At 69.4% G+C, this 19,447-nt stretch carries 24 protein-coding genes and 1 tRNA gene; 8 read left to right on the forward strand and 17 right to left on the reverse strand.

Going from position 1 to position 19,447, the window contains the following annotated elements; all coding sequences use genetic code 11:
- Positions 1 to 11 precede the first annotated feature (11 nt).
- Positions 12 to 971: a pantoate kinase gene (locus B4V06_RS18430; RefSeq protein ID WP_498171035.1), complete on the reverse strand. Its 960-nt coding sequence runs from the start codon at positions 969 to 971 to the stop codon at positions 12 to 14.
- A gap of 125 nt (positions 972 to 1,096) precedes the next feature.
- On the opposite strand from B4V06_RS18430, the gene B4V06_RS18435 reads away from it, so the two are divergent.
- Complete coding sequence (locus B4V06_RS18435) at positions 1,097 to 1,600, forward strand: DUF7575 domain-containing protein (RefSeq protein WP_123114103.1); 504 nt, start codon at positions 1,097 to 1,099, stop codon at positions 1,598 to 1,600.
- 11 nt (positions 1,601 to 1,611) lie between these two features.
- Here B4V06_RS18435 and B4V06_RS18440 read toward each other — a convergent pair whose 3' ends face one another.
- Positions 1,612 to 2,862: an RNA-guided endonuclease InsQ/TnpB family protein gene (locus B4V06_RS18440; RefSeq protein WP_498171038.1), complete on the reverse strand. Its 1,251-nt coding sequence runs from the start codon at positions 2,860 to 2,862 to the stop codon at positions 1,612 to 1,614.
- 219 nt (positions 2,863 to 3,081) lie between these two features.
- On the opposite strand from B4V06_RS18440, the gene B4V06_RS18445 reads away from it, so the two are divergent.
- From B4V06_RS18445 to B4V06_RS18455, 3 genes are all read left to right on the forward strand, one after another.
- Positions 3,082 to 3,510, forward strand: a complete 429-nt coding sequence (locus tag B4V06_RS18445) for a pyridoxamine 5'-phosphate oxidase family protein (protein ID WP_498171041.1) — start codon at positions 3,082 to 3,084, stop codon at positions 3,508 to 3,510.
- A gap of 180 nt (positions 3,511 to 3,690) precedes the next feature.
- Positions 3,691 to 4,407 carry an SDR family NAD(P)-dependent oxidoreductase gene (locus B4V06_RS18450; RefSeq protein ID WP_498171042.1) on the forward strand — a complete coding sequence of 239 codons (717 nt, stop codon included), beginning with the start codon at positions 3,691 to 3,693 and terminating at the stop codon, positions 4,405 to 4,407.
- Between the two features lie 73 nt (positions 4,408 to 4,480).
- Positions 4,481 to 5,392 carry an SDR family NAD(P)-dependent oxidoreductase gene (locus B4V06_RS18455; protein WP_123114099.1) on the forward strand — a complete coding sequence of 304 codons (912 nt, stop codon included), beginning with the start codon at positions 4,481 to 4,483 and terminating at the stop codon, positions 5,390 to 5,392.
- 44 nt (positions 5,393 to 5,436) lie between these two features.
- Here the strand turns inward: B4V06_RS18455 and B4V06_RS18460 are convergent, their stop codons facing one another.
- The 4 genes from B4V06_RS18460 to B4V06_RS18475 form a co-directional block, all read right to left on the reverse strand.
- The gene (locus B4V06_RS18460; protein ID WP_123114098.1) at positions 5,437 to 5,655 is read right to left on the reverse strand and encodes a YgaP family membrane protein; all 219 of its coding nucleotides are present in this window, start codon (positions 5,653 to 5,655) and stop codon (positions 5,437 to 5,439) included.
- A gap of 134 nt (positions 5,656 to 5,789) precedes the next feature.
- Positions 5,790 to 6,056, reverse strand: a complete 267-nt coding sequence (locus B4V06_RS18465; RefSeq protein WP_123114097.1) for a DUF7123 family protein — start codon at positions 6,054 to 6,056, stop codon at positions 5,790 to 5,792.
- Complete coding sequence (locus B4V06_RS18470) at positions 6,053 to 6,313, reverse strand: DUF8028 family protein (RefSeq protein ID WP_123114929.1); 261 nt, start codon at positions 6,311 to 6,313, stop codon at positions 6,053 to 6,055. The genes B4V06_RS18465 and B4V06_RS18470 overlap by 4 nt, the downstream gene beginning before the upstream one ends.
- Before the next feature lie 185 nt (positions 6,314 to 6,498).
- A complete protein-coding gene (locus B4V06_RS18475; RefSeq protein WP_123114096.1) occupies positions 6,499 to 6,858 on the reverse strand; it encodes a hypothetical protein in 360 nt (119 codons plus the stop codon).
- Positions 6,859 to 6,931: 73 nt separating this feature from the next.
- Here B4V06_RS18475 and B4V06_RS18480 point away from each other — a divergent pair, with 73 nt between their 5' ends.
- The 3 genes from B4V06_RS18480 to B4V06_RS18490 all read left to right on the forward strand — a co-directional run bounded on the left by B4V06_RS18480 (position 6,932) and on the right by B4V06_RS18490 (position 9,164).
- Positions 6,932 to 7,396, forward strand: a complete 465-nt coding sequence (locus tag B4V06_RS18480; RefSeq protein ID WP_123114095.1) for a pyridoxamine 5'-phosphate oxidase family protein — start codon at positions 6,932 to 6,934, stop codon at positions 7,394 to 7,396.
- Positions 7,397 to 7,608: 212 nt separating this feature from the next.
- Positions 7,609 to 8,112, forward strand: a complete 504-nt coding sequence (locus tag B4V06_RS18485; RefSeq protein ID WP_123114928.1) for a FlaD/FlaE family flagellar protein — start codon at positions 7,609 to 7,611, stop codon at positions 8,110 to 8,112.
- The gene (locus tag B4V06_RS18490; RefSeq protein ID WP_123114094.1) at positions 8,109 to 9,164 is read left to right on the forward strand and encodes an actin-like salactin; all 1,056 of its coding nucleotides are present in this window, start codon (positions 8,109 to 8,111) and stop codon (positions 9,162 to 9,164) included. Before B4V06_RS18485 ends, B4V06_RS18490 begins: the two co-directional genes overlap by 4 nt.
- 25 nt (positions 9,165 to 9,189) lie before the next feature.
- Here the strand turns inward: B4V06_RS18490 and B4V06_RS18495 are convergent, their stop codons facing one another.
- The 10 genes from B4V06_RS18495 to B4V06_RS18540 form a co-directional block, all read right to left on the reverse strand.
- Complete coding sequence (locus B4V06_RS18495; protein ID WP_123114093.1) at positions 9,190 to 9,663, reverse strand: hypothetical protein; 474 nt, start codon at positions 9,661 to 9,663, stop codon at positions 9,190 to 9,192.
- 96 nt (positions 9,664 to 9,759) lie between these two features.
- Complete coding sequence (locus B4V06_RS18500) at positions 9,760 to 10,209, reverse strand: hypothetical protein (protein ID WP_158606081.1); 450 nt, start codon at positions 10,207 to 10,209, stop codon at positions 9,760 to 9,762.
- Positions 10,210 to 10,365: 156 nt separating this feature from the next.
- Entirely contained in the window at positions 10,366 to 10,707 is a 342-nt protein-coding gene (mnhG, locus tag B4V06_RS18505; RefSeq protein ID WP_123114090.1) for a monovalent cation/H(+) antiporter subunit G, read from the reverse strand.
- Between the two features lie 73 nt (positions 10,708 to 10,780).
- Positions 10,781 to 11,074, reverse strand: coding sequence for an MrpF/PhaF family protein (locus tag B4V06_RS18510; RefSeq protein ID WP_123114089.1), 294 nt, complete (start codon positions 11,072 to 11,074; stop codon positions 10,781 to 10,783).
- Positions 11,064 to 11,798 (reverse strand): Na+/H+ antiporter subunit E, encoded by a 735-nt coding sequence (locus tag B4V06_RS18515; RefSeq protein WP_123114088.1) that lies wholly within the window; start codon positions 11,796 to 11,798, stop codon positions 11,064 to 11,066. The genes B4V06_RS18510 and B4V06_RS18515 overlap by 11 nt, the downstream gene beginning before the upstream one ends.
- Positions 11,795 to 13,402: a complex I subunit 5 family protein gene (locus tag B4V06_RS18520; protein WP_498171050.1), complete on the reverse strand. Its 1,608-nt coding sequence runs from the start codon at positions 13,400 to 13,402 to the stop codon at positions 11,795 to 11,797. Before B4V06_RS18520 ends, B4V06_RS18515 begins: the two co-directional genes overlap by 4 nt.
- Entirely contained in the window at positions 13,399 to 13,743 is a 345-nt protein-coding gene (locus tag B4V06_RS18525; RefSeq protein ID WP_498171052.1) for a sodium:proton antiporter, read from the reverse strand. Before B4V06_RS18525 ends, B4V06_RS18520 begins: the two co-directional genes overlap by 4 nt.
- Before the next feature lie 46 nt (positions 13,744 to 13,789).
- Positions 13,790 to 14,254, reverse strand: a complete 465-nt coding sequence (locus tag B4V06_RS18530; protein ID WP_123114086.1) for an MnhB domain-containing protein — start codon at positions 14,252 to 14,254, stop codon at positions 13,790 to 13,792.
- Positions 14,251 to 16,656 carry a hydrogen gas-evolving membrane-bound hydrogenase subunit E gene (gene mbhE / locus B4V06_RS18535; protein ID WP_498171053.1) on the reverse strand — a complete coding sequence of 802 codons (2,406 nt, stop codon included), beginning with the start codon at positions 16,654 to 16,656 and terminating at the stop codon, positions 14,251 to 14,253. Before mbhE ends, B4V06_RS18530 begins: the two co-directional genes overlap by 4 nt.
- A gap of 318 nt (positions 16,657 to 16,974) precedes the next feature.
- Positions 16,975 to 17,125 (reverse strand) — tRNA-Gln (locus tag B4V06_RS18540).
- A 101-nt stretch (positions 17,126 to 17,226) separates the two neighbouring features.
- Here B4V06_RS18540 and B4V06_RS18545 point away from each other — a divergent pair.
- Entirely contained in the window at positions 17,227 to 18,120 is an 894-nt protein-coding gene (locus B4V06_RS18545; protein WP_498171054.1) for an NAD-dependent epimerase/dehydratase family protein, read from the forward strand.
- Between the two features lie 18 nt (positions 18,121 to 18,138).
- Here B4V06_RS18545 and B4V06_RS18550 read toward each other — a convergent pair whose 3' ends face one another.
- On the reverse strand, positions 18,139 to 19,443 hold the full coding sequence (locus B4V06_RS18550; RefSeq protein ID WP_498171056.1) for a DUF5305 domain-containing protein: 1,305 nt from the start codon (positions 19,441 to 19,443) through the stop codon (positions 18,139 to 18,141).
- Positions 19,444 to 19,447: the final 4 nt, after the last annotated feature.

Here is a 19,447-nt window from a genome sequence, read left to right on the forward strand (position 1 = left end):
AGTCAAAACGGTTACTCGACACCGCCGCCGACGAGCCGCGCGCCGGCGGCGTCGATCCGACAGGCCTCGGGGTCGTACCCCGCGTCGGAGAGCCCGGTGCCGAGCGCGAAGACGGTGCGACCGAGCATCGCCATCGCAGCGCCGGAGTCGGCTCTGCCCCCGCCCGAACCGTCGCCCCTACCCGAACCGTCTCCCCCGCCCTCCGCGTCGTCGACCGCCGCGATCGCCTCGGCGACCTCGGGGACGAGGAGGTCCGCCTCGCGGGCGAACGCGCGGGCCGCGTCCATCAGGGTCGGCAGCCGCGGGTCCGCGCGGAGCCGGTCGAGCGCGTCCGTCCCGGCCGCCGAGAGCGCGGTCGTGTCGCCGCCCAGCACCGCCTCGGTCGACAGCTCGCCGAAGGTGACGTACTCCACGCGGGCGGCCGCGGGGACTCCGTCGAGTTCCCCGACGCCCGGCGCGCCGGGCTCCAGCCGGACCGGGACGCCGCCGCGCGCCTGCGCGACCACGTCGCCGAGGCCGGTGCCGCGGCCCACCTCCGCCTCGTGGGCGATTCGGACGAGCTCGTTCTCGGAGCGCCCGCGGTCGAGGGCGTCGTTGGCCGCGAGCGCCGCGCCGAGCGCCGCGGCGCCGGAGACCCCGAAGCCGGCGCCGATCGGGAGGTCGGTCTCGATCGCGACGTCGACGGGTGCCCCGTCGGCGCCGTCCACACCGCCCGCACCACCCGCACCACCCAGCTCCGCGAGCACGTCCTCGACTGCGCCGATCGTCCCGGACTCGCCGTCGATCGTGCGCGATCCGGCGTCGGCGTCGCTCTCGGCTCGGTCCGCCGCCGACACCCGGACCGTCACCCCGTCGGTAAGCGTGAGTCCGGCCCCGCGCGACCCGGCGGCCGCGGCGCGCTCGGCCGGATGCGCGCTGAAGAAGGCGGTGACGTGCCCGGGGACGAACGCGGTCGCCCGCTGCCTGCTCATGGCGAACCGGAGGATCGGACATCGATTAACGGTTGTTATCCGCGGCGGACGGAGCGCCGATGCCCGGGACCGGGCGCCCCGCCGACACCGCAGGCCTAAATATCCCCCACCCAAATCCGGGCCGTATGCGAGACCAGTTGCGCCCCCTCCTCGCCGCCGTGCTGGCGCTAACGTTCCCGGGACTCGGCCACCTCGTCTTGCGCCGGTGGGGGCGGGCGCTGCTGTGGCACGTCACGATCGTCGGCGGCGGCGTGGCGCTGCTCGCGCTCTACGACGTCGACCCGAGCGGGTCGACCGGGTCGCCGTTCGAGGCCGCCGCCGCGCTCCCGGACGAGATCGCCCTCCCGATCGTCCTGCTGTCCGTGCTGTCGGCGATCGACGCCTACCTCGTCGGCCGGGCGGACGTCGCCGAGCGGAAGCGCGTCGACGCGACCGCCGAGGCGGTCCGCCGCCGCGCCGCGAGCGCCGACGACGACGTGGGGGCCGCGGGCTCGCCGGTCGCCGAGGTCACCGGCGAGGGCGGCGAGGACCTGCGGGTCGAGTGCCCGAACTGCGGCAAGGAGACCGACGCCGAGCTCGACTTCTGTCACTGGTGTACGGAGCCGCTCCCGTGGGACGAGGCGGAGTGAACTACCCCACCCTACTCAGCCACAGGCGTGGCTTCGTTGAGGGTGGGGCTTCCTGTTTCCACGACGCGCTTTGCAGACACGCGAGTGGTGTCCGTAGGGAGCGCAGTCTCCACAGGCGTGGATTCGGGCCATCCCAGCCCTAGTTCAGCAAACCCTCTCTGCAAGACGTTCATCGCCGCGTTCGCGTCACGGTTACACTTGAACCCACAACTTGGACACGAGTGCTCTCTGACCCAGATGGGTTTCGCTGTCTCCACACCACATGTCGCACACTCTTTGGTCGTTCCCGCTGCTTCGACTTGCACGACGTGTGTCCCGTACAGCTCACCTTTGTATTCCAGAAGAGTGATGAACTGTCGCCACGCCGCAGCCTGCTTGTTCCGCGCGTTCCCATCGCCTTGAAGCATCTCAGCGACGTTCAGGTCTTCCACGAACACCGCATCGTACTCTGTGACGAGCCATATCGTGAGCTTGTGCTGGTAGTCCAGCACCTTCTGACGGATGTGGCGTTTGACCTTCGCAACCGCTTGGCGCTGGTTTTCGTAGTTGTTTGACCCGTGTTCTTTCCGTGAGAGTTTGCGTTGTTCACGGTCCAGACGCTCATATTCGTCTTCGAGGTCGATCCAGTCCACAGTCGTCCCGTCCGAAGTGTGGATGTAGTTGAGGATGCCGAGGTCAACGCCGACGCTATTGTCCGTGTTGAGCGAGTCCACGTCGGGTTTCTCGGGCAGATCAGCCTCGTCGGTTTCCAGCCCGAACGAAATGAACCAGTCACCGGTCGTCTCTTTTTTCACTGTCACCTCTTTAATAACTGCTTCGTCGGGGATCTCGCGGTGGTAGCGGAGTTTGATCTCTCCGATTTTGGAGAGCCAGAGCGTCGCGCGTCGGCCACTCGTGTTTTTGAGTTTGAAGCCAGACTGCGAATACGTTATACTCTGGAACTCTCTCGGAGACTTCCAGTTGAGCTTCCCGACCTTGCGTCCGTTTTGCTTCCGCTCGGAGAGTCCAGTGAGATTCTGGTAGAACCGAGTGACGGTTCGTTGCAGAGCCTTCGAGTTGACTTCCGAGAAAACGGGGAACTCGTCTTTCCAGTCGGGGAGTCGGGAGTGGTGCTTGTACGCAGAGCCGATGTCGTCGGCGTCAACGTTCTCGTACTCGTACAGGGTGTAGTTGTACGCTTGGCGATGAATGTCGATATGGAAGTCTAGTTCAGCCGCTACCTCTTGTGTCGGGTAGGCATGGTAGCGGTGACTATACTCCATCGCTGTCTATTGATTATCGATATGTTGTATTAATGGTTTGTACTGGTGTGCGGCGATTCATCCCCTCCCTACTCGCTCCCGTTGGTCGCTCCTCGAGGAAGGGGCATTCTCGCCTCACTTCTGGTAAACCCGCCGTGCGTCGGCGGGCCCGGGAGTTCGATCGTGATCGTTGATTGATAGGCGGGGTGTCTATTTGTCCCTCCGTCACGTGTCGGTCGTATGGAACACGCAGAGTACGTGTACACCAGCGGACTGTCCGAATCCGACGTCGACGAGTACCTGCGAGCGGGCGATCACGGCGTCCTCGGGCTGGCGGACGGCAACGACGCGTACGCCGTCCCGCTGAGCTATCACTACGACGGCGATCGATTCCTGCTCCGAGTGAGCGAACACGACGACAGCGAGAAGGAGCGGTTCATCGAAACGACCGAGACCGCCACGTTCGTGTGCTACGAGGCGTCGACGGCGGAGTCGTGGAGCGTCCACGTTCGCGGTCCGCTCCGGGAGTGGCGGGCGGACGTCGACGAGAAGACGCTCAACGAATGGTTCCCGCCGTTCCGGCTGTTCGACGAGGCGGTGGAGAGCGTCGGGTTCTCCCTGTACGAGCTGGAAATGGAGAGCATCACCGGTCGGAAAACTGTGGAGTAGGGAACTCGCCGCACGGAGTTGACCCCTTCCCACGATCGGGACCGACCCCAAGCTATCGCGGGGCGGCGTTCCGAACGACTCCGACAGGCGGATGTCGGCGAACCGCTGGCGTGGACCGAACTCGTCCGGGACGTGTCGTCGGCCCCGGGCTTCTTTCCGCGAGGCGGCCGAACGGCCCGTATGGCGAACGCGCCGCCAGCGGTCGATCTCAAGCCCGACCTGACGGACGACGTCGCCCTCGTCACGGGGGCGAATCGCGGGATCGGCGCCAAGATCGCCGCGAGGCTCGCCGAACTGGGAGCGACCGTCTACGCCGGCGCTCGGGATCCAAGCGACGTCACCGCGGCCGACCGACACGCGGTCCGACTGGACGTGACCGACGACGACGAAATCAGGGCGGCGATCGACCGGATCGAGCGCGAACGGGGCTCGCTGGATATCTTGGTGAACAACGCGGGCGTCTTCCCCCGGTCGGGGCCGCTCCACGAGATGGAGATGGACGCGTTCGACCGCACGACGGCCGTGAACCTTCGCGGGCCGGTCGCGGTGACCAAGCGCGCGCTGCCGCCGCTGCTGGACGGGGACGGGAGTCGCGTGGTCACCCTCTCGTCGGGGCTCGGCCGGTTCACCGAGGGCGAAATGGCCGGTCAGTACCCGGCGTACCGACTCTCGAAGGTCGGGGTCGGCGGGCTGACCGCGTACCTCGACGGCGAGTACGGCGACCGGGGGCTCATCGCGAACGCGGTCTCACCCGGCTGGGTCCGAACGGACATGGGCGGGGAGGGCGCTCCCCGGTCGCCGTCGAAGGGGGCCGAGACGCCGGCCTGGCTCTGTCGGTTCGCGCCGGGAAGCCCGAGCGGACGGCTCTGGAAGGACCGCGAGCGAATCTCGTGGTAGCCACCCGGATCGACACCGAGTCGGCCGGCGAGGGCCCGGCGGGTCTCAAGTGCGTTCGGACCCAACGGGCGCCATGACGAAGCATCCGGAGACTATCGCGGGCGTCCATGACGTCGACTGCGCGGGCCTCCAGGCGCTCGTGACCGGGTCGACGAGCGGTATCGGACGCGCCGCGGCGCTCGCGCTCGGTCGGCTCGGCGCCGACGTCATCGTACACGGCCGCGACCGGGAGGCCGGAGCGGCCGTCGTCGACGAGCTCGAGGCGACCGGTTCGCACGGCCGGTTCGTCCGGGCGGACTTCGCGGACTCCGATTCGGTGCGGGAGCTCGCCGCGAGCGTTCGCCGGGAGACGGACGAGCTCGACGTGCTGATCAACAACGCCGGCGGCTTCTTCCGGAAGGGGCGATTGACCGACCTCGGCGTCGAGTACACCTTCCACGTCAACCATCTCAGTCCGTACCTCCTGACGGCCGAGCTGCTCGATCACCTCGCCGACGGCGCCCGGGTCGTGACGACGGCGTCGGCCGCCCACCGGGGAACGGAGCTCGACCTCTCGAGGGTATGCACGGTCGAAGGGCACTCGGCGACGTGGGCGTACGGCCACTCGAAGCTCGCGAACGTCCTGTTCGCGAACGAACTTGCCGCCCGCTTGGACGCGACCGACCGGAACGTCGTCTCGAACAGCGTCCATCCCGGCGCGATCCCGGGGAGCGGGTTCAGTCGATTCCTCCCGGCACCGCTGCCGCGCGTCCTGGGGGCGCTCGACGCCCTGCCCGTCGTCACGAGCGTCGCGGACGGCGCCGCCGAACTGCTCGTCCCCGCCGTGTCGCCCCGAACGGCCGACGTGTCTGGCCGGTACTTCTCCGGTCAGCGACCGACGCGGCCGGCGCGCGCGGCGGTGGACGCGGCCGCCGCCCGCCGTCTCTGGAAGGCGAGCGCCGAGCTTCTCGACACTGAGCCGCCGCTCTCGACCGCCAGGTCGTGAATCGGGCGGTCGACGTTCGAGAGAACCGGTCGACGAGCGGGGCCTCACTTCGCCGGACAGCGGTCGATGCCGAGCGCTCGGTACAGCAGACACCGCCGCGTCGCGCCCTCGACGATCAGGACCGCCGCGGCGATACCGAGGCCGACCGCGGAGACGACCGGGACGCTCACCGTGCCGCTCGCGACGAGGAGTGCGAGCGCCGCGGTCGCGACGCCGCCCGCGATTCGGGCGATCGCGTCGATCCGTCCGACGTTTCGCTGCATACGCGTCATAGCGGCTCCGCGGGCTAAAGCGCTGGGTGACTGACCCCCGGCGAAGGGGCGAGAATGCCGTCGCGTCGTCTCGAGCGTGCCGATCACGCGGACGTCGCCGTCGAGCTCGCCCGGGCGACGGCCCGCTACCGCTGTGTGACCCGCCACGTGGTCGCCCCGGTGTACGACCACTTCTCGATCTCGAGGTCCTGCATCGAGTCCTGGAGCCGGACGATCAGCGCGCCGATCTCCTTCGGCGAGAGGTCGACGTCGTCGGCGATGAACTTCGCTTTGAAATACGTCTCGCCGTCGGCCGCCTCGGCCCGGAGGAACTCGGCGAGCCGGTCGGCCTTCGACTCCGACGACTCGGGCGAACTCGCGGCCGACCGCTCGGCGGTGTCGGTCGCGCTCATGACCGGCTCGCGGCGCTGTCGTGGTCGTGACCGATGACGACGCACGCCGCGTGGAGGGCGATGAGCGCCAGCGGGCTCCACCCCTCGAATCCCATCGCGCCGTAAGCGGCGGGCACGTACGCGAGCGGCAGGATGATCGCCGCCCAGAAGGCGACCGCGCGAACGCTCGCGACCGCTCGGTTCCAACAGGCGCTCGAGACGCTGGCCCCGATCCGCATCGGCGCTCGAATCCGTGAGGAGGACGTTTTGCTTGACATGGGGAACACCGGACGTACTCGTCGCATGGAGCGGGGACATCATATAACGGCCAGAGCGTTGGCGCTGGTTCGCTTGGATTAACCGAGATACCGGACGTTTCGGGACCGTTCACGAACCGCCCGCGACCGTTCAAATAGCGTCCAGAGACTATTAAACGGTTTATAATCCGCTGAGAGGATGTTATTCAGGAGCGCAGTCGGTCCGCGGGCGGCGACCGAATCACGTCTCGACGGAGCGCGATATCCCGCGGTCGCTCTTCGGGTCGCCATCGACCGCCGATCTGGTCGCGCGGGTAGTCCCGATAGGTGCCGTCGAGGAACGTGGTGACGCAGCCGATCGCCGCGGTGAGCGTGACCGCCCAGACGACCTCCTCGCGGAACGAGGCCTCCAGCGCGCTCAGGTGCGTGGTCCCCGTCCAGTCGCGGGTGCGATGTCGTCGCCTCCCGGCATCTCGCCCGGCGACCGTTCGGACTGCCGACCGGATCCCCGCCCCCGACGACGGCGAGGGCGAGGACGAACGGCGAGTCGTCGCTGAGACGCTCAACCGGACGCACAGGCCGAGAAGGACCCGTCAACGGCCGCGATGGATTTATGTTTTCTCTGGTACATTTCGACGTATGAATCAGCCGCCAGCAGAAGCGCTGGACGACGCGGCGATCGAGTCGTTCCTCGAAACGCAGTCGGTGGGGACCCTCTCGCTCGCCAAGGCGGACGAGTCGTACGGCGTCCCCGTCGCGTTCACCTTCGACCCGGACGCCCGAGACCTGTACTTCCGGCTCGGGTACGCCCCGGGGAGTCGCAAGCGAGAGTTCGTCGACTCGACGGATCGAGCGACGTTCGTCGTCGCCGACGAGACCGAGGCGGGCTGGAAGAGCGTCCTCGCGCGCGGCGAGCTCGAACACCGCAGCACCGTCGAAAGCCTCGACACGCACCGGTCGGGCGACGACTCGGTCAGTCAGGCCGAACGCGAACTCGCGATCCCCTTTTATAATGTGTTCGACGAGCCCGAGGACATGGTCTTTGCACTCGTCCGCCTCCCGATCGACGAGGTGACCGGCGTGGCGGAAGCCGGCACCAACTGACGCTAGGCGCTCGGAACCGGGGCGTGGGGCGAGTTCGGTCGGAGCCGGCCGAGACGGAGAGCCGCGACCGGACGAGTCGGATTCCGGGCGACGGCGCGAGCGCGAGACCGAGGCGCCGGGCGAATAGTTTCTCATCAGTGATAACTGCGGAGGAACTATCATATATCTCGGTGGCCGACCGTGTCGGTACGGACGCGAACGACGGACGGAACATGAGTCTGAATCCACGGCAATACGACGTACGGGAGCTGCGCCGGATCGCGGACGCACCGCGGGACGGCGCGGACGAAGCGCCTCGGGAGCGGCCGCTTCGTCAGCCGAACCGGAACCGAGCGGAGCAAGCGGCCCGCTCGGCCGCGTTCACCGAGCTGCTCCAGCGTCAGCGAGGGCTGCGGCTGTCCGGCGACGGGTCTCGACCCGCAGACGCCGAGGACCGCCCGTACCTGCGGGCGGTCCCGGCCTCGCCGGACGCGGAACGCGAGGTCGGCGACTGGCTCGGCTACCTCGTCGACGTCGGCGGTCACCTGCGGAGCCGCGACGCGCTGTCGTACTACGCCGAACTGGGCTGGGTCGCCCCCGCCGCGGTCGACGCGCTGACGCGTCGGCTGGAGGGGTTCGACGCCCCGCGCCACGATCGGCCGTTCACTCCCGCGGACCACCGGATCAGTCTCGTCTCCATCGTCCGAATCGCTTCGTGTGCGAGTGATCAAGAATGAGCGACGACGACGAATCCACGGAGATCAACGGTACAGACGGCCCCGAAGCGGTCGGCGTGAAACTCGGCAGCACCCGGACGGTGCTCGACCTCCCCGACGGTCGAGGCGGCCGCGAGCGCCACTCGACGCTGACGTGTCTGGCGACGTACGAGGACGCCATCACGGGCGAAGAGAAGGTCCTGTTCGGCCACGAGGCCGCGATCGAGTACCCCGACACGGTGCGGTTCATGCTCCGGTCCGGGCTGCCCGAGGACGACGAGAGCGTCGCGGACGCCGAGCGCTTCTTCGAGGCCCTCGTGGACGCCCACGACGTCCCCGAGGACAGCGCGGTCGTCTACGCGGTCCCCACCATCGACAACGAGGCGGGCGTGAAGAACCTCAAGTCGGTGATCGAGGGCTCCTCCATCGGTGAGGTCGAGACGCGGAGCTACCCCGAGTCGCTGTGCGGGGCGATCCCCGCCTACGGCGACGATCTGGCCGCCATCGACGAGGTGTTCGTCTCGATCAACATGGGGTCGACGACGCTGGAGGCGTGCGCCTACCGGCGCGGCGAGCAGCTCTCGCCGTTCTCGACCGGCTCGGTGACGGGCAACGAGGTCGACCGCCGGATCGTCGCCGCGGTCGAGGAGGAGAGCCAGGGCCGGGTCCACATCGACCGGACGACCGCTCGGGAGTACAAGGAGGAACACGCCGACGTGTACGACTTCGAGCCGTTCACCGACGTGATCCAGCAGCCCGGCGGCGGGAGCCACGAGTTCACCGTCGACCGCGGCGTCCGGGAGCCGGTCGACCGCTACATCGACGAGGCGGTCGACGCCGTCGCCAACGAGTTCCTCCCGGAGCTCGCGAACGACCACATGAAGCCGTACCAGCTCGCGCTTGGGCGCCCCATCGCGGCGACCGGCGGCATGGCCTGCATCCCCGGGCTCACTGAGGAGTTCGAGAAGCGCCTCTCGGCCGAGCTCGACCGCGACGTCGAGGTCGTCTCCCCCGACGACCCCGCGACCGCCGCCGCCGAGGGCGCCGGTCGGATCGCCGAGCGCCTGATCTGATCGGGCGGGTCACCCCCGACGCTATTTAAATATCGAACAGCCGCTCGGCGTCTTCAGCCTGCCGGCGGTAGATCCCCCGTCCCTTCAGCCGCGGCACCTCGTGCCGGTGGAGCGTCTCCGCCTCGCAGTCGTACAGCATGGGAAAGACGTTGGTCCGGCGGCGGGCGACCGTGTACGAGCACGCCGCGTCGACGAGCGACGGGTCCGGGTCGGCGACCGGGAAGACGACGTAGCCGAGGGGGGTCGTCGACCCGTGTCGGTCGTCGACGCGGTCGACGAGCACGTCGCGGAACGCGTCGGCGGTCGAGACGAGGTTCTCCGGCTCGGGATCCGAGTCGTCGTCGACCAGAGTGGCGAGGACGGTGACGGACCCGATCGAGTCGTCGTCGTCGCGTACCTCCCATACCGGGTCGAACCCGTTCGTGTTCCCCTCGATCGGCTCGAAGCCGTGTTTCCGGCGATTCGCGACGACGGCGTCGCGGTACTGCGTATGGTCCATGCGCACACACATGGACCGGATGATAAAAAATGACACACATACCGGCGACCGTCGCCCGTCGCAGCCCGGTCGCCGACGGAGTCCCGACGAGTCGGATCAGCGGAGCCGGTCGAGCTCGTCAGCCGCCGCGAGCTCCGCGATTATATACCGGTGTTGGACCGCCCAGAGCCGCTTCGCGACCGCGTAGGCGACGGCGACGGCGGCGACCGAGAGGAGGCCGGCGGCCGGGCCCGCCGTGACGGCGACGACCGAGGACTGGTAGCCGAGCGCGCAGACGACGAGCGCCGCGACGACGGTGGCGAGGGGGCGACGCAGCGGGTTCCGGGCGAGATCAGCGAGACTCCGGAGGTCCCGTTCGAACGCCGCCGGCAACTCGCCGTCGAGGCGGATCCGCTCCGCCGCCGCCCACGTGTGGGAGTCGTCGGCGGCGTGGGGGACCGGATCGGCGTCGGCAACCGGATCGGCGTCAGCAACCGGATCGGCGTCGGCAACCGGATCGCCGTCGCCCTCTCTCCCCGACCGCGGCGACCGAGGGGATCCCGACATACGGGTGCGAAGGGGCACGCAGCTTATAAATACCTTGTGGATAGTTCACATGTAACGGAGGCGCGGGACGTCGGTCGGGAGTGATCCAACGAGTGAGTCGGATGAAAGCCGGGAAACCTGACGAAGCCGCCGCCCGCGACGGCGTCGGGAGTGCCCCTACTCGTCGTCGGATTTCCCCGGCCACGTCACGGAGCCGAGGAACGGGACGCCGGTCTGTTCCGCCGCTCGCGAGATCATGTGCGCGCCGGTCGGCACCGTCAGGAACAGGAAGACGATGCCGATGAGCGACGAGAGACCGGCGCCTCCGGGACCGAAGTAGACGAACCCGGCGAGGAAGACCGCGACCGCGCCGATGGTCGCCGGCTTGCTCGTCGCGTGCATCCGGTTGTACACGTTCGGCAGCCGCAACAGCCCGATCGTCCCGACCGTGAGGAAGAACGTCCCGACGGCGATGAAGCCGATGACGATCCAGGTCCGTAGCGGGGTCGATTCGATCATCGGCGGTCCCCTCCGGAAACGCGATGCCCCGTCGAAGCGTGCGATTGTGTTCGGTGTCGGTGATTCATGATGGTCACTCCCGCGTAACGATGATGTCGCCTTCGGTGATGAACTTGGCAACCGCGACCGTCGAGAGGAACGCGATGATCGCGAGGACGAGGCTGACGTTCACGAAGATCCCCCGGCCGGTCTTGATCGCGAACAGGACGGCGATCGCGACGACGTTCGTCGCGATGGCGTCCAGCGCGACCACGCGGTCGGGAACCGTCGGTCCTCGGACCGCGCGGTAGCCGCACAGCAGGTTCAGCAGCGCCACGAGGACGATGGCGGCGTCGATGACCGGCAACAGGGCTCCCTCAGCGGCCATTCTTGTCACCTCCCGTGGTCTCCTCGGTCCGCGGATCGGTCTCTGTCTCCTCGGTCCGCGGATCGGTCTCTGTCTTCTCCATCGGTGAGTCGGTCTCTGTCTTCTCCATCGGTGGGTCGGTCTCCTCCCCCGCCTCCGGAGCGGCCTGTTTGAGGGCGGGATGCGTTCGGTCGGGCGGGTAGACGGCGAAGTCCGGCGCGGGGTCGCTCGGCGAGAGCTCCTCGTCGAAGATGACGAGGGCGTAGCGCTCCCACTCGCGGATCGGGTCGACGATGTCCTCCGGATCGCTCCCGTCGATGACGTGGACGTACAGCGCGTTCTCCTCGGGATCGTAGTTGAGCGTGAGCGACCCGGGGGTCATCGTGATGCTGTTGGCGATGGTGGTCACGCCGAGGTCGGTCCGCACGCGCAGGGGGATGAGGATCACCTCGGACTCGATCGGCCCGGCGGGCGCGAGCACGCGGTACGTGACGTCGAGGCTGGCGACGATCGCCTCCCGAACGAACGTCAGCGCGTACAACAACGCGTACGGGACCCCGCGAAGCGTCCGGGGGAGATCGACGGTCGCCCCGTACAGGCGTCGGAAGACGAAGGCCGTGGGCAGGCCGACCACGAGGCCGATCAGCAGCGACCCGACGAGCGGTTCGGGCGCGATCGGCGGCCCCTGGACGAACACCCAGAGGACGGCGAACAGGGACCCGGCGACCGGCCAGGTGCGGGTCACGGGCCGTCACCCCCGCTCAGGCCCACGACGTCGACGTAGCCCTCGGCGTCGAGCGCGGCGGTCGCGGCCGCCTCCGCGAACCGGTAGATCGGGTCGAACCCCACGCCGACGAGAACGACGGCCGCCGCGAGGGCGACGAGGACAGAGACCTGTCCCACCTCGGCGGAAGCGGTCTCGACCGCCGCCGACTCCCGCCCCCAGAACCCGCCGACCCAGACGCGCGTCGAGTACAGGATCGTGAGGACGGCTCCGAGGAGCAGCGCGACCAGTACGAGCGCCGACAGGGTGCCGGGACCGGACGCGAGTCCCCGAACCGCCGCGTCGAACGCGAGGAGCTTCCCGAAGAACCCGGTCAGCGGCGGGAGGCCGATCAGCGAGAGGAGCCCGACGAAGACGGCCCCCGAGAGCACCGGCGAGCGACCCGCCAGCCCGCCGAGGTCCCGCAGCCGATCGGTCTTGGTCGCGTCCTCGATAGCGGCCACCGAGAGGAAGAGCAGCCCCTTCGCGAGCGCGTGGTGGAGCGCGAACACGAGCGCGGCCGCGACGGCGACCCCCCGGAGCGCCCCCGTGGGGTCCGCCGCCGCGGCGATGGCGATGGAGACCGCGATGAAGCCGACCTGCCCGATGCTCGAGTACGCGAACACGCCGTCGAGCCGGTCCTGACCGACGGCGCCGAACCCGCCGACGACGATGCTCGCCACACCCATCGCTCCCAGCACCGGGGCGAGGAAGGCCAGCGGCGACGCGCCGGTGATCCCCGGCAGGTCGATCGGGATCGAGGCGGCCGCGAAGACGGTGAAGTAGAGGCGAACGATCGCGTAGACGCCGACCTTCTTCGTGACGCCGGCGAACATCGCGGTGACGGGCGCCGGGGCGGCGCCGTAGGCGGCCGGCACCCAGAACTGGAAGGGGACGAGCCCGGCCTTCAGCGCGAACACCGCGAGCAGCAGCGCGGACAGCCCGACGACGGGCGCGGGGTCGATGCCGTACGCCTCGGGGGCCGCCAGCCGCCGGGCCATGTCGGCCATGTTGAGCGTCCCCGTCGTGGCGTACAGGCCGCCGACGGCGACGAGCATGAGCGCGCTTCCGAACACGTTCATCACGAGGTACCGGAACGACGCCGCGGTGGCGCGATCGGTGCCGTAGAAGGCCACGAAGACGTAGCTGACGATCAGCATCACCTCGAACCAGACGAACAGGTTGAACAGGTCGCCGGTGAGGAACGAGCCGGTCACGCCAACGAGCAGCGTGTGGAACAGCGGATGGTAGTACACGCGCTGGTTCTCGGGAGTGACGTACCGGACCGAGAACAGTATCGAGGCGATGCCGACGCCCGCGGCGATCGCCAGCATGAACGCCGACAGCCCGTCCAGCACGAGCGTGATCCCGAAGGGGGCGGGCCAGCCGCCGACCTGATAGACCGCCGCGCCGGGGGCCGACGGCCCGAGAACGAGCGTCCGAACGGCGACGGCGACGGCTCCGACGTAGCCGACGACGCCGGCCACGCTCGCCGCGCGTTGGACCCGCGGCAGCCGGCCGAGCGCGAGCGTCAGTACGGCGGCGGTCACCGCGATCAGTAGCGGCGCGATCACGAGCACGCTCATCTCGTCCACTCCGTGACGTCCATGGATTCGTTCTCCTCGTAGGCGCGGTACGACAGCACGAGCGCCAGCGCGGTCGTGCCGAGACTGATGACGATCGCCGTGAGGACGAGCGCCTGAACCACCGGGTCGGCGATCTCGGGGACCCCGCCGCCGTGACCCTCGAGGACGGGCACGAGGTCGCGGGTCCCCTCGTCGACGCCGCCCATCGCGATCAGGTAGACGAACGTCGCCTGCGAGACGACGGCGACCCCGAACACGACCCGCACGAGGTCGCGCTGGAGGAGGAGGAACGTCCCGACAGCGAACAGGCCGCCGACCGCGACCGCGATGGCGACGCTCATCGCTCACCCGCCCCGCGTCCCGTGGCCCGCGTCGCTCCGCTCCGGGTCATTCGGCGCTCACCACCGAGACGATCGTCAGGAGGCTGCCGACGACGACGAGGAACACGCCCAGATCGAACGCGAGCGCGCTCGCGAGTTCGACCTCGTGGTAGATCGGGACGCCTTCGAGGTGGACGTACCCCTGCGTCAGGAACGGGTCGCCGACGAGGATCCCCGCGACGCCGCTGCCGAGAACGACCACCAGACCCGCGAGCAGCGTGCGGCGGTAGGCGGTGACCGTTCGGTGCTCGAAGACGCTTGTCCCGGGGTCGACCTCCCGACCGAGCACCCCCGACTCCAGGAAGTCGAGGTCGTAGGCGACGTATATCAGCACGAACGCCGCCGTGGTGAGGACGCCGCCGATGAAGCCGCCGCCGGGCAGGTTGTGCCCCTGGAGGAACAGCGAGATCGAGACGACGAGCACGATGGGAACGGTCACCCGGGCCGTCGTCCGCATGATCGTCGTCGTCACGGCGAGTCACCTCCGTCGGGAATCGGCTCCCCGTCGCCGTCGGTCGCGGCCGCTTCGCCGCGGGTCCGCATCGTCACGAGCACGAGGATGGCGATCGCGGCAATCGCGACGACCAGCAGCTCGCCCAGCGTGTCGAACGCCCGGAAGTCCACGAGGATGACGTTGACGACGTTCGTGCCGCCGCCGCCCGGAACCGCCTGCTCCGTGTAGTACGTCGCGACGCTCGTCGGGTCGGCGTCGGGGCCGGGGATCGTCAGGAGGACCGAGACGAACGCCGTCGCGCCCACGAGGATCGAAACGGCCGCATCGCGGGCGATCGCGAGCGGGCGGACCTCCGAGTAGAACGACGGCAACCGCTGGAGAACTAAAAGGAAGACGAGGAGGACGAGCGTCTCGACGACCAGCTGGGTGAGCGCCAAGTCCGGCGCGCTCGCGAGGATGAAGAAGATGGCGAGCATGAATCCGAGGATCGACAGCATGAGCACGCCCGACACGTGCGACGAGGCGGTCGCCACGGCCACGCCGGCGAGGGTCGCGACGCCCAACACGACGGCCACTGCCGCCGGCACGCCGAGCTCGCCGAGTCCGCTGAGCCACGAGAACCCCCCCGTCGCCGCGAAGCCGGCGAGGGCGAGCAGGCTCCCGGCCGCCGCCACCCATCCCACGTACGTCCGGAGGAGGCCGTTATGGACGGCCGGGCCGAACCGAGCGCTCGTCGCCGCCGCGGTCGAGACGGTCCAGTCGTACCACCCGCTGGGCCGAACGGGGATCGGCGCGTCGACGCCGCGTCGGATCCCCGCCGCGAGACGCCCCCGAAGCGGGTACGCGGCGAACCCGCCGAGAACGGCGACGGCGGACATCGCGACCGGGGGCGAGAGGTGCGTCGGCAGTCCGACCTCGAGCTGCGCCTCGCCGGTGGCGGTGGCCTCGACGGCCCCCTGGACGATGACGTCGACGGCCAACTGCGGTGCGACGCTGACGACGGCCGCCGCGACGGCCAGCACGGCGGGCGGCCCGACCAGCGCGATCGGGGGTCGGTGGACCTCCGCGACGGGGGCCCGCCGCTCGCCGAAGAACATCGCGAGGAACTGCAGCGAGTAGACGACCGTCAACACGCTCGCGAGGGTCGCCACGGCGGGGTACAGCCAGGCGAGGCCGCCGGCCTCGTGGGCGACTTCGTACGCCGCCTCGAACAGCAGCTCCTTGGAGTAGAAGCCGTTGAACGGCGGAATACCGGCCATGCTCAACGCGGCGACCCCAGTGACGGCCGCCGTCACCGGGAGCTCCCGCCACAGTCCCCCGAGGTCGTCGAGGTTCCGGGTTCCGGCCTCGTGAACGACGATCCCGGCGACGAGGAACAGCGGCGCCTTGAACAGCGCGTGGTTGAGCAGGTGGAACGCGCCGGCCTCGCCGCCGTAGACGATATCGAAGCCGAAGCCGGCGACCATCAGCCCGAGGTGGCTCGCCGTCGAGTAGGCGAGCAGCTCCTTGGTGTCGGTCGCGGCCACCGCCAGCAGCGCCCCGACAGTCATCGTCAGGAGGCCCAAGGTCGCGACGAGCAGCACCCACTCGGGACTCATCAGGAGGGGACGCACGCGACCGAGGAAGTAGACGCCCACCTTCACCATCGTCGCGGAGTGGAGGAACGCGGAGACGGGCGTCGGCGCGACCATGGCGTTCGGCAGCCAGAAGTGGAGCGGCACCTGCGCGGACTTGGCGGCCGCGGCGACGACGATGAGGCCCAGCGCCGGGACGAACAGCCCCGACTCGCGGAGGGCCGCGCGCATCGCCTCGTCGTTCGCGATCATCGCCGTCAGGTCGAAGGTCGCGCCGCCGAGGGCGCCCCGCGCCGCCGCCGCGAGCATGAGCAGCCCCGCGAGCAGACACAGGCCGCCGCCCACGGTCACGACCATGGCCATCCGCGCCGAGTAACGGGACCCGTCGTCCTCGGTGTAGTGGCCGATGAGCACGAACGAACAGAGGCTGGTCAGCTCCCAGAACAGGAAGATCGACACGAGGTCGGAGGCGAGCGCGACGCCGAGTATCGAACCCATAAAGGCCAACAGCGCCGCGTAGTAGCGCGCAAGCCCCTCCTCGCCGTGCATGTACGCCGCCGAGTAGACGAACACGAGGACGCCGATCCCGCTGGCCAACAGCGCGAAGAGGAGCCCCCACCCGTCGACGGTGAACCGGATCCCCACGTCGAGCGCGGGGACCCACGGCACCCCGACGGTGCCGTACTCGCCGATCCCCGTCGCCAGCAGTCCGAAACTGGCCGCCGCGACGACGGCCCCCGCGTACCCGGTCCGTTCGCCGAGGACGCGATACAGAAGCGGCGAGAGGGCCGCGGCGGCGAACGGAAGCGCGACGGCGGTCGAAATGACCGTCAGGTCTGGTGCCATCAGTAATCGCTCTTTCGGCCGATACGTCACCGCCGGGGTCGGTCGGATCGGCCTCTACCCGACCATCTGACGCCTCCGCTAAAACTCCTGTGCCTGATGCGGTGGCGGCGGCCGAACGAGTCCCGAGGCGACGAGTTCCGACGCCGATCGATCCGAGCGGCACGCTCTCGGCTCGCAGTGGAGTTCGCGGCAGAAGTAGTCCTCACGTCGTTCGGAGAATAGTCCCGGGCGGATTCGAACCGCGAAGACTCGAATCCTCTCGTCTTCTGGGCTCGAATCCTCGTTGTGACTATTCGTGCTCACTTCGTTCGCACGGAATAGTCCCGGGCGGATTCGAACCGCCGTCAATGGCTGACTTCGGGCATCCGACGGCCGTCTCCGGCGAACCGGACTGCGATCGCGTCTCAACCGCGGACGCCGACGGATTCCCTCCAAAGGCCATTATGATTGGCCACTACACCACGGGACTGCGATCGTGGGTTGTCCGCGCGCACTCAAGTAGGTTACTTTCCCTGACGGGTCGACGACCGATCGCCGGAGCTACGTGCGCCGATCGCGGAGCCCTCGGACATGGCAACCATCCTCGTCACGGGGAGCCGCGGCGGCGTCGGGAGCTGGACGGTCGACCGCTTCGCCGAGGCCGGCCACGAGGTCGTCGGCGTCGACCGCCGGCTCCCGCCGGGCACCCGCGGGAACGCCGCGTTCAAGACGGCCGACCTGACCGACTACGGCGAGACGAGACAGCTGGTCGCGGCCGCCGACCCGGACGCCGTCGTCCACCTCGCCGCGATCCCGAACCCGGACCACCACGCCGGCTCGCGCGTCTTCGAGAACAACGTCGTCAGCACCTACAACGTCCTCGACGCCGCGGGCGCGGCCGGCGCGCGGATCGCGTGGGCGTCGAGCGAGAGTCTCTACGGCACCGTCTTCGCGGAGGAGCACTGGCTCCCAGACGCGTTCCCGATCGACGAGGAGACGCCGACCGAGCCGGAGGACCCCTACGGCCTCTCGAAGGTGGTCGGCGAGGAGATCGCGGCGCGGGTCGCCCGGCGGTACGGCGTGCCCGCCGTCTCCCTGCGCGCCTCGTGGGTGAACTACCCCGGCGCCTACGAGACGCGCCCGGCGCGGGAGGGGTTCGACCCCGCGACCGCCGACCCCAGCGGGAACTTCTGGACCTACGTCGACGTGCGAGACCTGATCGACGCGATCGAGGCCGCGATCGACCCGGAGACCGCGATCGAGGGCCACGAGGCCGTCCTCGTCACCGCGGCGGAGAACTTCATCGGGCGCGACACGGCCGCCACGATCGAGGCGGTCCACGGCGACCTCCCGGACGACTGCGACCTCGACGGCGACGAGGCCGCCTTCGACCTCGGGAAGGCGAAGCGGCTGCTCGGTTGGGAGCCGGAGCACTCGTGGCGCGAGGCGGAGGGGCTCGACGGCGACGGCCCTGACTTCGTCTGAGCGCCCGGCGCGCGGGGCTCAGTCCCGGCCGTCGTCGCCCGCGGGTTCGTCGCGGGTTTCGGGGTCGTCCGGCGCGTCGGATCCGTCCGTCGCATCGTCGATGCCCACCGCCTCCTCGACCGTCGTGAGGTCGTCGACGGCGGACTCCTCGTCTCCGTCGGCGGCAGGAGCCTCGCCGGCTCCGGCGGCGGTCGCCTCGTCGCCCTCGACGGCGGCCCCCTCGGCGCCCCCGTCGCCGGACCCGACCGCCGGCGGCGACGGCGGCCGGTACGTGTAGACGAACTCGCCGGCCACGGCGTGGTACGCGCCCGTCTCTGGGTCCTCCACGACGCCGGTGTCGTTGTCGATGGCGAAGTCGACGAGGTCGCGGAGGCTCTCCGCCTCCGCCTCAGGGCGCTCGTGGACGGACGCCGGGAGGCGGAACGTCGTGATCCACTCCGCGAACTCGGACCGGTCGTCGCTGTACGAGAGATAGTCGCGCTCGGCGGGCGTGAGCGCGAGGTCGCGCTCCCGGCGGACGTACGCCAGCGCCCCGCCGCCGAGGAGTCCGAGCACGAGGAGCATCGGGCCGCCGATCGACCGGAGCGGCCCGTAGCTGCGCTCGACGGTCACGGTCTCCGTGCGCTCGGAGGTGTCCGACTGGACGCCGGGGTCGGAGACCGTGTAGGTGTCGCCGCCGTGGTCGATCCCAAGCTCGACCGTCCGGGCGTACGAGGTCGACTCGCCGTTGATCGTCCCCTCCACCGTCACGTCGGTGACGACGAATATCTCCGTCTCGCCCGGGGACGCGCCCAGCTCCTCCTCGATCGCGGCCGCGGTCGCCGAGGCCGCCGAGCTGTTGAGCGCGAACGACGACGCGGCGGTCTCGCCGGGCTCGACGCCCGAGACCGTCTCCGACGCCAGCGTCTCGCGCTCGCTCCAGTAGACGGTGCCCCCGTCCTCGCCGACGTTGCGGACGACGAGGACGGAGTCGAACTGCACGTCGACGTCGGCCGCGGACGAGGCCGCGTAGCTCGTCTCGACGTCGACGTCGAGCTCGGGGGCGATCCGCGTGAAGTACGTGCTGCGGCCGTCGAGGACCGTCCCGGTCTCGAACACCGAGTTCGGCTCGGTCACCTCGGCGGAGTGGTTGTACGCCGTCTCGACCGTGAACGAGGAGACGGTCTGCTGGCGGGTCTCGGTGCCGGGGTCGACGTGCGTCGTGTAGACGAGCCCGCCGCCGACGGCGGCCGCGATCAGGCAGACGGCGATAATCACGGCGAACTGTGCGTCGAGTAGCGCCCGGAGTCGGAGTCGGGTCTCGTCGGGGGATGAAGAGCTCATTCGG

Source organism: Halorubrum sp. B53, assembly GCF_059752395.1.